We start from the raw sequence: 16466 nt of genomic DNA on the forward strand, positions 1-16466 counted from the left end.
GACAACCAAGCCGTTCACCTCGACTCGAAGGACAGCCATGGCAGACGACATCATCGAGCGCCGTAAGCAGTTGCTCCAGCGCCGATTGCGGGAGCAGAACGTGAAGGCCGCCGCACCGGAGCCGGTGCCGGCGCGCACGCCGGGCACGCCGAGCCCGCTGTCGGACGCGCAGCGCCGCATGTGGTTCCTACAGCGGCTCGACCCCGCCGACACCACGCTCAACGTGGGCGTCGCCTACCGGCTCACCGGGCCGCTGGACGCGGACCGCCTGCACGCCGCGTGCGCCTCGGTGCTGTCGCGGCACGAGATCCTGCGCACCACCTACGGTGTGGACGCCGACGGCGAGCCGTTCCAGGTGTCGAGCGCGGACGCCGAACTGCCCTGGAAGGAACACGATCTCAGCGCCCTCCCCGAGGCCGGGCGGGCCCGGCGGGTCGAGGTACTGGCCCGGCGCGAATTCGCCAAGCCGTTCGACCTGAGCGCCGACCTGCCGGTGCGCGCCACCCTCGTGCGCACCGGCCCGGACGAGCATGTGCTGATCCTGGTCGTGCACCACATCGGCTGGGACGACGAGTCATGGCCGGTGTTCTTCGCCGAGGTCAACGCCGCCTACCGGGGCGAGCAGCTCACCGCGCCGCGCGCGCAGTACATCGATGTCGAGGTCGGCGCCGACCGTACCGACGACGCCGATCTGGCCTACTGGCGCGATGCCCTCACGCCGCTGCCCGAGCGGGTGGCCCTGCCGGCCATCACCGCGGCGGGTACGCCGTCGAAGAATTCCGAAACCCTCACCCGCACGCTGCCGCAGGAGCTGACCGAGCGGGTGGCCGAGCTGGCCCGTGCGCATTCGACCACCCCGTTCACCGTGCTGCTCGCCGGTTTCCAGGCCCTGATCCACCGCTATACCGCGGCCACCGATTTCCTCGTCTCGGTGCCGGTCGTCGATCGCCGCGCGGGCGCGCAGCAGCTCATCGGCTACTTCGGCAATGCCGTGCTGGTGCGCGCCGATCTCGATGGCTCGACCGATTTCGCGACGCTGCTCGACGCTGTGCGCGACACCTGTAGCGGCGCCTTCGCCCACCAGGGTGTCGGCGTGGACCGCGTGGTACGCGAGGTCGGCCCGGAGCGCACCGCCGGACGCGATGCCATGGCGCAGCTGGTGCAGCTCAGCTTCAGCATGCGCGGCGACGCCAACGGCTTCGAGCTGGACGGGGTCACGGCCGAGGAGTTGCCGCTGCATCCGGGTGTCGCCCAGGAGGAACTCGGCCTCATGATCGTCGGCGGTGCCGCCGGCACCCGGGTGGAGGCGACGTACCTGGTCGACGCGCTCGACCCGGCGGTGGTCGCCCAATTCCTCGATCACTATGTGCAGCTGCTCGGCAACGCGCTGGCCGACCCATCACGCAAGCTGCGCGAGCTCGACATCCTCGGCGATACCCGCGGCGCGATCCTCGCCGCCTCGCAGGGCGCGCTGGTGGACGTGCCCGCCACCACCATGGTTGCGCTGTTCCAGGAGCGGGTCGCCGCGGCGCCCGACGCCGAGGCCCTGGTCTCCGACGGGGAGCGGCTCACCTACGCCGAACTCAATCGCCGCGCCAACCGCTTGGCGCACTGGCTGATCCGGCGCGGTCTCGGACCCGAGGACCTCGTCGCGTTGCGCATGGCCACCTCGGTCGAGTTCATCGTAGCCACTCTCGCGGTGCTCAAGTCGGGTGCGGGCTACCTGCCGATCGACCCGGCCTATCCGGCCGAACGCATCGACTACCTGCTCACCGACGCCCGGCCCGCGATCGAGTGGGATGCCGAGGCATTCGCGAGCGCCGAGGCCGAAGCGGCCGCCCTGCCCGACACCGACCCGGTCGACGCCGACCGTGTCGCGCCATTGCGTCCGTCCAACACGGCCTACGTCATCTACACCTCCGGCTCCACCGGAAAACCGAAGGGCGTGCCGGTTCCGCACGACGCCATCGCCGAACACCTGCTCGGCTTCACCGACGAATGGGACCTCACACCACAGGACCGCGTCCTGCAATCCACCTCGGTCAGCTTCGACGCCTCACTGCTCGACATCTACGTCACCCTCACCGCGGGGGCCTGTGTCGTTGTGCCGAAGCCGAACGCCTACCGCGATATCGCCTACGTCGCGGATCTGGTGACGCGCCACGGCGTCACCGTGCTGCACATGGTGCCGTCCATGCTCGCGACCTTCCTGGTACTGCCGGAGGCCAACGACTGGCGCTCGCTGCGGCATGTGCCGGTCGGCGGTGAGGCGCTGGCCGGGGAGATCGCCGACCGCTTCGCCACCCAGTTCGACGCCCAGCTGCGCAACCACTACGGGCCGACCGAGGCCGTCGTGTCCTCGACCCATCTGCCCGTCGAGGGACCGCAGGGCGTCGGTGTGGTGCCGATCGGTATCCCGAACCAGAACGTCTACCTCTACCTGCTCGACGAGGCGCTGCAACTGGTACCCACCGGCGTGGCGGGCGAGATCTACCTCGGCGGCAACCAGCTCGCGCGCGGCTACCTGCACCGGCCCGCACTGACCGCCGAACGTTTCATCGCCGACCCGTTCCGGCCCGGGCAGCGTCTCTACCGCACGGGTGACCTCGCGCGGCGCAATGCCAAGGGCGAGATCGAATTCCTCGGCCGCGCCGACGAACAGGTGAAGGTGCGCGGTTTCCGCATCGAGCTCGGTGAGGTGGAGGCGACCGTCACCGATCACCCCGAGGTGGCGCACTGCGTCGTCACCGTCATCGAGCATCCCGCGCTCGGCCCCATCCTCGCCGCGTACGCCGTGCCGGAGCCCGGTGCCGAACCCGATGTGGAAGCGGTGCGGGCGTTCGTCGCCGCGCGACTGCCCGAACATATGGTGCCCGCCGCGATCACCCTGATCGACGCGGTGCCGCTGACCGCGCACGGCAAACTGGACAAGCGGGCGCTGCCGACCCCGGAGGTCGCGCTCACCCGCGTCTACCGGGAACCGCGGACCTCCACCGAGATCCGCGTCGCCGCGCTGTACGCCACGCTGTTCTCGCGCGAGCGGATCGGCGCGGACGACTCGTTCTTCGAGCTCGGCGGCCATTCGCTGCTCGCGGCCCGGCTGATCACCATGATCCGCGCCGAATTCGGCATCGAGATCGATATGCGCGTCCCGTTCGACAAGCCGACCGTGGCCGGACTCGCCGCCCACCTGGTCGCGGTGTTCCTCGACCAGTTCGGCATCGACCTCGATGAGCTCGACGCCGCGGCCGAGCCGATCGGCGCGGCCGAGACCGACGGACCCGGACCGGTTCCGGTGCCGCGGCCGCGGCCCGAATACATTCCGCTGTCCTACTCGCAGCGCGCCTACTGGATGCAGCGGCGGATGGAGGGCGCGATCGACGGCGAAAACGTCACGTATCCGATCCGCTTCGAGGGGCCGCTCGATCGCGCGGCGTTGTTCGCGGCGGTGGATTCGGTGGTGGCCCGCCACGAGTCGCTGCGCACCTCGTTCCCCGAGCACGAGGGCACGCCGTATCAGCTCATCCATCCGGCCGCCCACGTCGAGGTTCCGGTGGTGGAGCTGCACGGCAGCACCGAGCGGCTGGAGCAGGAGCTGGCCGCGGACGCGGCCTATGTCTTCCAGCTGGCGGGCGAGCCCATGCTGCGCCTGCGGCTGCTGGTGCTCGACGAGCGCGACGCCGTGCTGTCGATCCTGATGCACCACATCATCGCCGACCGCAGCTCGTGCAAGATCTTCGTCGACGATCTCACCCTCGCCTATCGCGCCCACCAGCGCGGCGAGCAGCCCGACTGGCCCGAATTGCCCATCCAGTTCGCCGATTTCGCCATCTGGCAGCGCGAGGTGTTCGATCGCGGCGCCGATCGCGAGATGAGTGCGGTCGGCGCGGCACAGCTGGACTACTGGCGCGACGCGCTGGCCGGGCTGCCCGACGAGATCGCCGTCGGCCACGACCACCCACGCCCACAGGTGCTCGGCCGCAACGGCATCAGCACCGCCCGGCGGCTGCCCGCCGCGGTCTGGGAGCGGGCGCGCGCCACGGCGGAGGCCGTCGGCGCGACCGAATTCATGCTGTGCCAGGCGGTGGGCGCGGTGCTGCTCAACGCGCTCGGCGCCGGCGACGACCTCGCCATCGGTGCCGCGGTGGCGAACCGGCTCGACGAGGCGACCGAACAACTGATCGGCCTGTTCGCCAATGTGGTCGTGCTGCGCAACGACGTGTCCGGCGATCCGACCCCGCGCACGGTGCTCGGCCGGGTCCGCGACAATTCGCTGGAGGCCCTCGGCCGGCAGGGCGTGCCGTTCGAGCGACTCGTCGAGACATTGAATCCGCCGCGCTCGCTGGCCCGCAACCCGCTGTTCCAGGTGATGATGCATATGCGCCACCACCTGGCGCCCACCCCGTTCAGCGCCGACGGCGCGACCACGGTGCGCGATATCGCCAAGTTCTACGACGTGTCGTTCATGGACTTCCATCTCGACTACACCGTGGACGTCACCGGTGATCTCATCGTGCGCGTCGTGGTCAATCCGGATCTGTATCTGGCCGAGACCGGCGAGATCTTCGCCGACACGGTGATCGAGGTGTTCCAGGCCTTCGCCGAGCGCGCCGACCAGCCGCTGTCGGAGCTGGATCTGACACCCGCCGAATGGGATACGGCCCGGTCGGTGGTGCACATGACACCCGCGCCCGTCGCCCGGCCGGTCGGCGGCAGCGATGAACCGCTGACCGAGACCGAGCGCACGCTCATCACGCTGCTGGCGGAACTGCTCGAGATCGACGACGTCGAGGAGATCGGCCGGGAGGACGGGTTCTTCGGCCTCGGCGGCGACAGCGTGATCGCCATTCAGTGGGCGGCGCGCGCGGGCGAGGCCGGGCTGCCACTGACCCCGCAGATGGTGTTCGAGTACTTCACCATCGTCGAACTGGCCGCGGCCGTCGACGAGGCGATCGCCAACCCGCCCGCCGACACCGCCGAGGACGATCATCGGCACGAGGCGATGTCGGTGTCGGGCCTGGACGAGAGCGCGCTGGCCGCGTTGGAAGAATCCTGGGCGGCGCAGAACTGAGAAATCCCGGTCGGCCGGAGAATGTTCTCCGGCCGACCGGGATCTCGTCGGCGAGCGGGCTCAGCGCTTGCGGGCGGGGGTGCCGACGATGACGCTGCCGACCGAGCATTCCTCCAGCTCGTCCACCCCCGCGGCGGTGACGAACGCGCCGGTATCGCTGAAGCCCTGCGCGCAGGCGCCGAGCCCCATCGCGGTGGCGGCCAGGTAGAGCGTCTGCATGAGCACCCCAACGTGCTTGAGGATGCTCGCGTAGGCGACCTGCTCGTAGGTCCACATCACGCGACCGGACCGAGCCGCCAGCAGCAGCACCAGCTGCGGTTCGGCGCCGTCGGTCAGCGTCGCCGACGTCGAGCGCACCAGCTTCCGCACCGCGGGCGAGTCCGCATCGGCCACCGGGCGCAGCGCGTGCTCGAACGAGTCGTAGTGATACATCCCGGGTTTCAGCCCGGCGACATTGCGCACGATCGGGTACAGCTCGAGCTCGTACACGCTGCCACCGGACGGGTACGGCCGCGACACCAGTTCCTCACCCTCGGCCACCTGGCGGACCGAGCGGGTCCGGGCGGTGCGGTACAGAAGCTCCCCCAGCTGGTCGACGGTCATCGGCGCGGCGTCGTCGTAGTCGCGGCAGGACACGCGGTCCTCGAGCACATCGGTCAGGCTCGGGTCCTCGATCCGCAGCGATTCCAGATCGGGCTTCGCCAGCGCAACGGGGGCGCCGGGGTAGGCGGGTTTGCGTGCGGGTGGTTGCGGGAACGACCCCTTGCCCCATTTCGTCGGCCCGAAATGCTCCCAGGTGATGGTGCGCGGCCCCAGCGTGCTGCGTCGGTGGAACCACAGATCGGGTGCGCTCCAGCTGCGGGTGCTGAACTCGCGGTCTTCGGCGGCGGCGTCATCGACGAGGAAACCACCCCAGTACAGGTCCTGCGCCAGCCGATCGAGGACGTCTTGCGCCACACCGGTTTCGGCCGCGCCAGGGCCGTCGAGCGCCGCGAGCAGGCGCGGGTCGTGGATCCGCAGATCGCACCAGGACATCGGGTGTTCGAGCAGGAATCCGTCGCGATCACGGTGCAGCACCGCGAACTTCGACAGTACCCACGACGCGGGCAGCGGTGTCCGCGGTCGCGCGGGCGGCCGGGTGAAAGGCCGGATCGTGTACTGCTCGCGCCCGCCGTCGCGGATGGTCACCGTCAGCCAGCCGGCGTCGGCCAGCTCGCTCATCAGTGCACCGGCGTCCTCGCCGGTCTGCTCGCCGAGGGTCGCCGAACCCTGGCCGAGCTGTTTGAGTGCCTGGAGCTGGGACTCGGTGAGCCCGGTCAGTTTCCGGTTGTCCGGCGGATTCAGCAGCACCGCACCGGACGCGGTGGCGACACAGGTGACGCCGTCGCGCAGGGCGAACCGCGTCTGGTCGGGATAGGTCACGGCGGACACTGCGTCAGACTCCTTGGTCGAGGGCGAGGATCTCGTCATCGGTCATGGCCGACACTTCGAGATAGAGCTGTGCGACGGCTTCGAGCCGATCGGGTGTGCCCAGTTCCGCTTCACGCGACTGCAACCGGTGCGCCACCTCGGCGACCGTCCGGCCGATGAGCAGATCGCCGACCAGCGCGTGGTCCACATCCAGCCATTCCCGCACCCGCGCGATCACGGTGGTCGCGAGCACCGAATCACCACCGGCGCTGAAGAAATCGTCGTGGATACCGATGTCGTGCCCACCGAGCACCTCGGCGACGATGTGGCACAGCGCCTCTTCGAGCCGGTTGCGTGGCCGGGCCTCGACCGCCTCGGAGTCCGGTCGATCCAGCAGCGCGACCACGGCGCGGCGGTCGAGCTTGCCGTTGGCGGTCAGCGGCATCTGCTCGAGCAGCTGGATCCGCGTCGGGATCATGTAGCCGGGCAGCAGATCCGGCAGTGTGGCGAGCAACTCCTCGACGCTGCCGTCGAATCCGGCGACGGCGGCCACGAGCTTGGGTGCGCTCGTGCCGATGACCGCGGCGACCGCGTGGCGCACGCCCGGCGCGGCCCGCAACGCGGTTTCGACCTCGCCCAGCTCGACGCGGTAACCGCGGATCTGGACCTGATGATCGGCGCGGCCGAGGAATTCGATGGTGCCGTCGGGCCAGTACCGCGCCATATCCCCGGTCCGGTACCAGCGCAGGCCGTCATGATCGACGAACCGTTCCGCGGTGCGTTCGGGATCATTGCGGTAGCCGGCGGCGACATTCGCGCCACCGACCCAGAATTCACCGGGAACCCAGTCGGGGCAGTCCCGTCCGGTCGGTGCGACCACACGGCAGCGCACATTGCGCAGCGGAACCCCGAACGGCACGGTCTTCCAGGAGGCCGGCGGATCGCTGACCTCACAGATCGTGTTGTGGATGGAGGTCTCGGTGGCACCGCCCAGGCCGGAGAATCGGCAGCCGGGCACCTGAACGGCCAGCCGGCGCGCGAGATCGGCGCCGACCCAGTCGCCGCCGAGCGTCACCGCGCGCAGCGAATCACCCAGGTTGTTCGCGCCGGTTTCCAGGATCATGTCCAGCATGCTCGGCACGCAGTTGAGGATCGTCACCCGATGCTCCCGCAGCAGCGCCACCCATTCGGTGGCCTCCGCGCGCTGTTCGGCGGTCATCGCCACCACCGAACCGCCGACGGCGAACATCCCGAACATGTCGTACACCGAGGCGTCGAACTCGAGCGCCGACAAGCCGAGTACCCGGTCGTTCCGGTCGACCCCGAACCAGTCGTTGACGGCGTCGATGGTGTTCATCGGACCGCTGTGCGGCACGTCGACGCCCTTCGGGGTTCCGGTGGATCCCGAGGTGAACAGCACATAGGCGATGGCCGACGGATCGGGCAGCACCGGCTCGGCCAGCGGCGACGGGTGGATCCGGGCCTGTGACAGCGGAATACACGTCACGGCCGGGTCGCCCATATCGGCGCCGTCGGCCACCAGCGCCGCCACCACATCACCGGTGCGCAGGATCTCCGCGCGCCGCTTCACCGGCTGGTCGAATCCGATCGGGACATAGGTCGCACCCGCGGCGAGCACACCGGCGACCGCCAGGACCTGATCCGGCCCCTTCGGCAGCTGGACGGCAACCGCGTCGCCCGGCCGGACGCCGTTCGCGTGCAACGCGCCGGCCACCGCGAGGGCCTGATCGGCCAGTTCGCGGTAGGTCCATCCGCCGCGCACCCCGTCACGGGTCCACACCACCGCGGGTGCGTCCGGGGTCGCGGCCGCGTGATCGAACAATCCGGCGTGCAGCACCCGGCCCGACACCGGCCCGTCGGTCGCGTTCACTGTCGCGCGCACCGCGGCCTGCGCGGCGGGCAGCCGGACCGCCGCCTCGGCCTCCCATCCCGACGGGCTGGACAACCGCTGCACCGCCTGGGTGTAGGTGGCGAACATATCGGCGACCATGCCGTCCGGGAACGCCGACTCACGCACGTCCCAGTTCAACAGCAAACCACCGCGGACCTCGGTGACCTGCGCGTCGAGCAACACCTGCGGGCCCTGCGAGATGATCCACACGGCCTCACCGAAGGTCTCGGTCACCGACTCCGCGAACAGCTCACCGAGATTCAGCGCACTGGTGTAGACGACCGGCGCGAGCACCGGTTCGCCGCGGAAGCGGCCGAGGTCGCGCAGCACTTCCAGGCCGGAATAGGAGGCATGCGAGGCGCTTTCGTGCATCGTCGCCTGCAACCTGCGGGCGCGTTCGGCGACGGTCACGTCCGGGCTCACGTCGACGTCGACCATGATCGAGGAGGTGAAGTCACCGATGACGCGGTCGATCCCGGCCGATACCGGTTCGCGCTGGAACAGCGGGACGTTCAGCAGGAACCGCGGCTGCGCCGACCAGCCGCCGATCGTGTCGGCGAAGACCGCGGCCAGCGCGACGGCCGGGGTGATCCCGCGCGCGTGCGCCGCGTCGAGCAGCCGCTGTTTGGCTTCGGGTTCGAGCCAGTGGTTGTAGCGGACCGTGCGGTGGGGTTCCTGCCGCTCGGACAGCGGGATGGTGGGCAGCTCGGGCGCCGAGGGCAGATCGGCGAGCCGGTCACGCCACCACGCCTGATCGCGCTCACGCGCCTGCTGATCGGGGGTGCGTTCGGTGAGGTAACGCCGGTAGGTGTAGTCCTGCGGCGGGAGTTCGGCACCGCCGTAGAGGTCGGCCAGATCGGAGATGAGCACGCGATAGCTCATGGCGTCGCCTGCGATCATGTCGACATCGAGGTGCAGGCGGGTGCGGCCGCCGGCGAGCAGGGTCAGGGTGAGGTCGAGAACCTGTCCCTCTTCGATGGCCAGGCGCTGGTGGGTTTTCTCCTCACGTAGCCGTTCCAGCTCGGCGTCGGCTTCCTCGGCGGTTCGTTCGCGCAGGTCCACCACCTGGAAGACCGGACGGCCGGGTGCGCGCAGCGTCTGCTGGGTGCCATCGGGCAGGAATCGGGTGCGCAGCATGGGGTGCGCCTCGACCAGCGCGGCGGCGGCCCGTTCCAGTCGCACCGGATCGACTACCGCTCCGTCGAACTCGACGTACAGGTGCGCGGCCACGCCGCCCAGCTCCTGTTCCTCGGCCCGGCCGATCCAGTACGCGTGCTGCATGGTCGCCATGGGGAACGGGTCGAACTCCGATTCGGATTCCGGCGCCGAATTCTCCTGGGCGAGCGGCTCGGCCTGGTCGCCGGAATCCGCGGGTGCTGCGCTCGGCGCGTCGGCGGCGCCCTCCGTGGGCGGCGTCCGGCCTTCCAGCAGACTCGACCAGTTCGACACCGTCGGGGTCTCGACGAGTTCGGCGAAGGTGATGTTCACACCGCGCTTGCGCCAGCTCCCGGCGAGCTTCATGGTCCGGATGGAATCCAAGCCGAGCTGGATCAGGTCCGCGTCGTCGGCGATCTCGCCCGGCGCCAGACCGAGCTGCGCGGCGATCGCCTCGCGGATCTGATCAGGACCGATCTGCTGTGTTGGCTCCATGCGCCGCTCGTTCTCCTCGTTCGTCATCCGCTGTTCGTGCCGCGGGCCGGCACTGTCGTGCCGAGACAGGGCCCATAATATAGGGTTGCCTAACCTTCCTTGAAGGCGGTCGGGTTCCGCTGTTCCCACCCAATGCCGGAGAGTCGGTGCGCCGGGCCCGGTTCCGCAGTAGTCTGTGCCCGTCCGGCCCGAGACCGGTCGCCCAGGAAGGGATATCGTTGCTTCGCAAGGCGTTCACTGCATTCGCAGCTGCATCGACCGCGGTGATCGCCATCGGCGCTGCCGCGGGACCAGCATCCACCGCACCATCGCACGCCCAGTCCCCTGCGGTCCCGGCACCAGCGGCCTTCGAGGGCCTGGATCCCTGCGCACTCGTTCCGCCCGACGTGGCCGACCGGATCAGCGGCATCCCCGGCATTCAGCCGATCCGCCAGCCCGGCCTGGCCCCCGGCCAGCACCTCGAGGATTCCGACGGCTGTAGCTGGGTGTCCGGCGAGACCGAGCGCATCGGCGTGATGTTCTGGGTCCGCCACCGGGTGGAACAGTTCCCGCCGAACCCGGACGATCCGACCGCGCGCCGCCTGATGGACCAGCTGGGCCGACCGTTCCAGGTCTTCCTCCCCCACCCAGGGGAAAATGCCGAATATTGCAGCATCACCGCGCCGTACAGCAACAACCGCGAGGTGACGGTGATCCTGCGCTCGCAGGCGCCGGGCCCGGCTCCGGCCACCCCCGCCAACAACCCGTGCTCACGCAATGCCGAATCGCTCGGCACCATCTTCGCCGCGATCCCCTGGGCGTGAACCGGAGCGTTCGCCGCGGCGGCGGTGAACACCCCGGCCGGGTCACGTCCTACTTGCCGACGGCGGCGAAGGTCGGATCCAGCTTGTCGAGCACGTAGGGCACCGACAGGGCGGTCGGGGTGTTGATCGCGCTGATGGTGACGATATCGACGAAGGTCATACCGCCCGACTTCACCGACGGCAGATCGTTGTAGCCCGGCAGTTCCTTGAACTTCTTCTCATAGGCCGGCATCGCGCCGCACATCAGGATGTCGGAGGTCAGATCGTCGAGCCGCTCCGGCGACAGCGCCAGCCGACCACCCTGGGGAGCCTCGGCGACGATGTTCTGCGGAATGCTCAGACCCAGATCGTTGAACAACTTCGCCGAACCATCCTTCGGATCGGCGAGCACCATGAGCTGCGACGGCCCGGTCAGCATGCAGGTGAGGAAGGTCTTACCGGCGAGGTTCGGGTACTTGTCGGAGACGCCGGCCACCTTGGCATCGACGTCGGCGATCACCTTGCTCGCCTGATCCTCTTTGTGCAGCACCTTGCCGAGCGTGGTCACCTGGTCGGTCCACAGATCGACCTGAGCGCCCTCGGTGACGGGACCGATGGTCGGCGCCAGCTTGGAAAGCTTGTCGTACATGGCCTGATCGACCAGGAAGGCCGGAACCAGGATGAGATCGGGCTCGAGCGCCGCGATCTGCTCGGCGAGGTCGGAGCCCTGCTTCAGCGCGGTGGCTTCCAGCAGCGAATCCGGCGCCCACGGCGCCTTCTCCTGGCCGGCCAGGATGGCGACGCTGTCGGCATAGCCGACCGGTGTCACGCCGAGTGCCAGCGTGGCGTCCAGCCACTGGTTGCCCAGTGCGACCACCCGCTCGGGGGTGCCTTCGACCGTGGTCTCACCGAGGCCGTGCTTGACGGTGACGCCGGCACCGTCGCCATTTCCGGAGTCGGCGCCGCAGGCCACCACCGACACCGCCAGCGCCGTCGCTATCGCAGCCAATCCCAACCGGGCGAGCACGCCGCGCCGTGCCGTGGTTCGTGCCAATGTCATTCCGTACTCCTTGCGGTCAACCCCGACCCATGCCGGTCGATCATAGGCAAGCCTAACCTCGGGTGAAGGCCAGGCGTCCGTCGGCGGTCCATCGGGCCGTATCGCCGGAGCGGAACAGGTGGCGGCCGGGTTCGAACGGATCGTCGATGAAGGCGCCGTCCCGGTCCGCGCGGGCCGATTCCGCGGCCAGCGCGATTCCGCCGACGTAGACATCGCCGAGGACACCGGGGGCGACCGGGCGCAGCCGCTGGTCGAGCAGCAAGATCTTCGCGCCCGGCACCGGACGTACCCGGCCGGCCTCGCGCAGCGAACCACGCGCCGCGGCACCCAGATAACCCGGCACGCGGTAGGCGCAGGTGGCCACCGAATCCGGCGCCAGTTCCCACAGCCAGTCGGAAAGCTCAGCGGGCCAACCGATTCCGGCGACGTCCCAGCGTTGCACCGTGGGCAGCCGGACATCGCGGGCGGCCAGACCGGCCAGCAGATGCGGCGGCGCGATCACCTGGGTGACCGCGTGCTCGGCGATCACCTCGGCCAGCGCCGCCGGGTCGGTGCGCTGCACGGCCGTGGCCAGCACGAGGGTGGCGCCGTCGGTCAGCGCGGCGAGCAGATCCACGACCAGCTGCGGATCCTCGGGGTCGAGCGCGAACAAACGCACGTCGGCGCGGCGGCGAGCCGGATCGGTATCGGCGCGGCGGCGATCGGCCGCGACACACCGCCGGTCGGCGATAGCGGCGACCAGCGCGGCCATCGGCACCGTCAACCCGCCGAGGCCGACGGTCGGGGCGGGATCGGCGAGTCGCCGGCCGGTATCGGCGCGGGCCGAGCTGTCGGCCGGTGCGGACACGGCAGCATGCGGCATGAGCGCGACGAGCTGCGCGATCAATCGGTCCACCTCGGATTCACCTGCCGCGCCGGCCGTGGCCGCGCCGAGTCGCTGGAACAGCTCCTCATAGGTGAGTTCGGCCGAACCGTGACGCACGGCCATCCGGAGACCGGGGACCGCCCTGCCGTGCCGAAGGACGTTGGCCAGGCCACGCAGATCGGACGGGTCGACTCCGGTCGACCATTCACCGAGCACACGTTCACGCTCGGCCGAGGTCATCAGCCGCAGTTCGCTCACCCGGCGAGTGGGGGCATCGGCGAACTGCTCCAGCACATTTCGCAGATAGCGGGCGAACATGGCGACGGTGGCGGACTCGTAGCGGCCCGCGTCGGCGCTCACGCTCACCTCGACCGCGCCGTCGGCGTCCGGGGTGAACCCCACGCTCAACGCGCCCGCGGCGGCTTGCCCTGTCGCACGTGCCGCCGGGTATAGGTTGTCGGCGAACCCCGCTCGCCCGAGCCCGTCAGCACCGCGAATCACCACTCGCGGCACTGCTTCAGCAGGCGCATGGCCCGAAACGACCGGCCGGCCCGGTGCGCGGAAAGCTTCCGGTACCGACTCGCCGACCCGATCCAGCACCTCGATCAAGGTCGGATCATCGGCGAGATCGGTGCGCAGCGGCCACGGATCCGCCGTGCGCCCGGCCGGATCCGGATCGACGCTTCCGGCGGCCGGCACCTCGATGATGAGATCGGTGCCGGATCCGAGGGCATGCGCGAGTGCGGCGACGGCCGCCGGATACAGCACGAACTCCGGGAGGCCACGGGCTTCGGTGGTTGCGCCGAGCCGCCGGCGCAGCTCGGCGGCAAGTCCGAAGGTGACGGCATGTTCGTCGGGCAGCGCGGCGAATCCCCGCCGATCGGCGGCCCAGCCTTCGAGGCGGGTGGGCTCCCGATGCGACCGGGCGGTGATGCGGCGCGGTTCGGACGGCGCGCGCCGGCGCAGCAGATCGGTGACCGATCGGTCGACGCCGGATCGATGCGGCCGCGAGCTCCCCGCGTCATTGGTAATGGTCGACATGATTACCTCCGGCCCCGCAGTGGTGCTATGCCATCGAGCCGACTGGCTCGCTTCCGCCCGGCTATTCCGGCGAATCGGTGAGATACCCACCGCGACGGAAGAATTCGGCTCCGTCGTGTTCGACGCCGTCAGCGGTGCGCACCGCGGTGATCACCAGGCCGTGGTTGCCGCCGCGGAAAGCGTCCGGCCCGCAGACCACGGTGCCGCCGTCTTCCTGCACGATGACCCGGCCGGGTGTGCCGCCATAGCGGGCCGAGGACACTCGCGAAGCCAGGATTTCGACCTTCTCGCCGCGGTAGTAGCTGAAAGCGCGGGGGTACGGCGCGGACAGCGCCCGCACGAAACGTTCCAGGTCGACCGCGGACCAGTTCCAGTCGATCCGGCTGTCGCGCTCGGAGCGCTTGTGGAAGTAGGTGCGCTCGTCCTTGTTCTGCGGCCGCCAGACCGCGGTACCGGAGGAGATGGCGTCCAGAGCCTCGTGCACCGCACCGGGAATCAGTTCCATCCCGGCCAGCACCAGCTCGGTGCCGGTGACATCGGGCCCGATGGGAAGGGAGCGCTGGACCAGGATGTCGCCGGTGTCGAGCTGCTCGTCCATCCGGTGCACGGTGAGGCCGAACTCGCTCTCACCGCTGATCAGCGCCCAGAGCACCGGGGAGAAACCGGTGAACTTGGGCAGCAGCGAATCGTGCAGGTTCAAGGTGCCGTGCGGCGGCATGTCGTAGAGCTCGGCGGGCATCCAGGTGTACCAGCTGTTCACCACGATGACGTCCGGTTCGGCCCGCTTGACCAGGTCGATGGTTTCCTCGTCCGCCCGCTCGGTCACGTGCACCGGGATGCCGTGCTCACGCGCCAGCTCCTCGACCGAATCCGACCAGATGCCCTTGTAGGAGTGCTCACTGGCGGGATGGGTGACGGCCAGCACGACCTCGTGCTCCGAATCGATCAGAGCCTGTAGGGTCTTGCGACCCCAGGTCTGGAAGCCGAACGAAACGATACGCATAACCGAAAACCCTCATCCTCGATGCCAAGTAAGGCAAGCCTAGCCTACAGGCAATGGGCGCTACGCCGAGGGCCGGGCAGAACGCACCGACGCACGTTCGGCCGCACCCGCGGCGATCGACGTCGTGGCCAGCACCCGATCCGAAAGCTGGCCGAGGCAGCTGAGATTCGGGAAGCCCGGCCCTTGCGCCAGACCGGCCAGATTCGGCAGGTACAGCTTGGCGTCCAGCCCGTCGACGGACAGGTCGTGGCCGATGGCGGCCTCGATCCGCGCCTGGGTGATCGGCCCGCCGATGGCGAGCTCGACCAGATCGGCGGCGTCGGTGTCGAACAAGTCCAGGAACCACAGCGCCTGACCACCGGTGGCATCGACCACCAGATCGAAGGTGTGCACCTGATCCGGGCGCAGCTCGTTGCGCAGCGTGAGCGCGACGCCGTCACCCTGTTCGGCCACCCGGACCACCCGGCCCTGGAGATGATGCACGCGGTTGTCGGCCATCAGCGATTCCTGCACGCGGACCGAGAACACTCCGCGATCGGCGCGGCGGACCACGTCGCGACGCTCGTCGAGGCTCAGCGCACGCCATTTGGCGGGATCACTGAACAGCGAATTCTCGAAATAGCTCTCACCGCGGGTGTAGATGGTGGCGGCCGGGGAGATGACCGAGACGGTCAGCACATCGTGGCGCACCAGCTCGTCCATGGCCGAGCCCGCCGTCTCGCCGCCGCCGATGACCGCGGCCCGCGAGGACACCGGCAGCTTGCGCTTGCCGGCGAGATCCCAGAAGTCCGCGATGCTCAGCACCTTCGGATGTTCGGTCAACGCGCGCCTGCTGTTGCCGGGTCCGGTGATCATGAGCCGGTCGGCGTCGATTTCGCTGACCTCACCATCGGCGTCGGCCACGGTCACCAGCCAGCCGTCGGCCGCGGCGGAGATCTTGCGCACCCGCGCGGGGACGAGGTCGAGATCGATCTTGCGGGCCACCCATTGCAGGTACTTGGCCCAGACATTGTGCTGCGGACTCGGCCTGCCCCGGTCGATCCATTCGGCGTAGGTGCCGCGTTCGACCAGGAACGAGGTCCAGCTGAACGCCATCATGGCCTGGTTGATCGCCTGATTGTGACCACGCGCCCAGGTGGAGTGGTACGGGAACCCGAGATCCTTCTCCGGGCTGGTCCCGAGCCGATGCCTGCCGTCGGTCCAGCCGCCGCTGGCCAGCCAATTGCCGCCCACCGCATGCGGTTCCACCACGGTCACGTGCGGGGCAGGCAAGCCGAGCGTCCGCAGCACGTGCGCCTTGGCCGCAACGGCCAGCGCCTTCGGTCCGGCACCGACTACGACAAGTCTGTCCACTGGTTCTCCCACTCTCTCGACGGCCGCAGCCTTCGGCGCGGGGCCGAGATTCCAGCCACCGACCAGCGTCCGATACCCGCACCACACAGCGACGACGTCGACACCACGCCTGCTGCCATCACACAGGATGCACTACTCTCCCGCGTTTGCATAGGCTTACCTTACATAGAGAGGAAGGCCTCACTCGCACAGCCCGGGATCGGGACCGATGTCGATCACTCCGCCACCGAGTTCGCGCTCCGCCCTGTCATCCTCGAGGAGGAGACCGCGCACGACCTGCGACCGACGCGCGATATCGCCGCGCTGAGGCACGATGGCA

8 protein-coding genes are annotated in these 16466 nt (G+C 69.4%); 2 read left to right on the plus strand and 6 right to left on the minus strand.

The features are described 5' to 3' along the window. Window positions 1–37: 37 nt before the first annotated feature. Complete coding sequence (locus tag FEK34_RS01635) at window positions 38–5071, plus strand: non-ribosomal peptide synthetase (RefSeq protein ID WP_138446083.1); 5034 nt, start codon at window positions 38–40, stop codon at window positions 5069–5071. A gap of 60 nt (window positions 5072–5131) precedes the next feature. Here the strand turns inward: FEK34_RS01635 and FEK34_RS01640 are convergent, their stop codons facing one another. Beyond that, complete coding sequence (locus FEK34_RS01640; protein ID WP_249358743.1) at window positions 5132–6502, minus strand: SagB family peptide dehydrogenase; 1371 nt, start codon at window positions 6500–6502, stop codon at window positions 5132–5134. A gap of 4 nt (window positions 6503–6506) precedes the next feature. Further along, the gene (locus FEK34_RS01645; RefSeq protein WP_138446353.1) at window positions 6507–10043 is read right to left on the minus strand and encodes a non-ribosomal peptide synthetase; all 3537 of its coding nucleotides are present in this window, start codon (window positions 10041–10043) and stop codon (window positions 6507–6509) included. Window positions 10044–10306: 263 nt separating this feature from the next. Here FEK34_RS01645 and FEK34_RS01650 point away from each other — a divergent pair, with 263 nt between their 5' ends. Beyond that, window positions 10307–10846 (plus strand): DUF3558 family protein, encoded by a 540-nt coding sequence (locus FEK34_RS01650; protein WP_171047995.1) that lies wholly within the window; start codon window positions 10307–10309, stop codon window positions 10844–10846. A 49-nt stretch (window positions 10847–10895) separates the two neighbouring features. On the opposite strand, the gene FEK34_RS01655 is transcribed toward FEK34_RS01650, so the two are convergent. The 4 genes from FEK34_RS01655 to FEK34_RS01670 all read right to left on the minus strand — a co-directional run bounded on the left by FEK34_RS01655 (window position 10896) and on the right by FEK34_RS01670 (window position 16147). Further along, on the minus strand, window positions 10896–11885 hold the full coding sequence (locus FEK34_RS01655) for an ABC transporter substrate-binding protein (RefSeq protein ID WP_138446086.1): 990 nt from the start codon (window positions 11883–11885) through the stop codon (window positions 10896–10898). A gap of 52 nt (window positions 11886–11937) precedes the next feature. Then, window positions 11938–13791 (minus strand): AMP-binding protein, encoded by a 1854-nt coding sequence (locus FEK34_RS01660; protein ID WP_138446087.1) that lies wholly within the window; start codon window positions 13789–13791, stop codon window positions 11938–11940. Between the two features lie 61 nt (window positions 13792–13852). Continuing rightward, window positions 13853–14794, minus strand: a complete 942-nt coding sequence (locus FEK34_RS01665; protein ID WP_138446088.1) for a methionyl-tRNA formyltransferase — start codon at window positions 14792–14794, stop codon at window positions 13853–13855. Between the two features lie 60 nt (window positions 14795–14854). After that, entirely contained in the window at window positions 14855–16147 is a 1293-nt protein-coding gene (locus tag FEK34_RS01670) for a SidA/IucD/PvdA family monooxygenase (protein WP_138446089.1), read from the minus strand. Between the last annotated feature and the right edge of the window lie 319 nt (window positions 16148–16466).

Origin of the sequence: Nocardia cyriacigeorgica, assembly GCF_005863245.1 — a bacterium.
GTDB classification, from domain to species: Bacteria; Actinomycetota; Actinomycetes; order Mycobacteriales; family Mycobacteriaceae; genus Nocardia; species Nocardia cyriacigeorgica_C.

Bases quoted from the DNA above. Each gene is read 5' to 3' on its own strand.
- FEK34_RS01635 (WP_138446083.1), top strand. From the start codon at position 38: ATGGCAGACGACATCATCGAGCGCCGTAAGCAGTTGCTCCAGCGCCGA.
- FEK34_RS01645 (WP_138446353.1), bottom strand. From the start codon at position 10,043: ATGGAGCCAACACAGCAGATCGGTCCTGATCAGATCCGCGAGGCGATC.
- FEK34_RS01655 (WP_138446086.1), bottom strand. From the start codon at position 11,885: ATGACATTGGCACGAACCACGGCACGGCGCGGCGTGCTCGCCCGGTTG.
- FEK34_RS01660 (WP_138446087.1), bottom strand. From the start codon at position 13,791: ATGTCGACCATTACCAATGACGCGGGGAGCTCGCGGCCGCATCGATCC.
- FEK34_RS01665 (WP_138446088.1), bottom strand. From the start codon at position 14,794: ATGCGTATCGTTTCGTTCGGCTTCCAGACCTGGGGTCGCAAGACCCTA.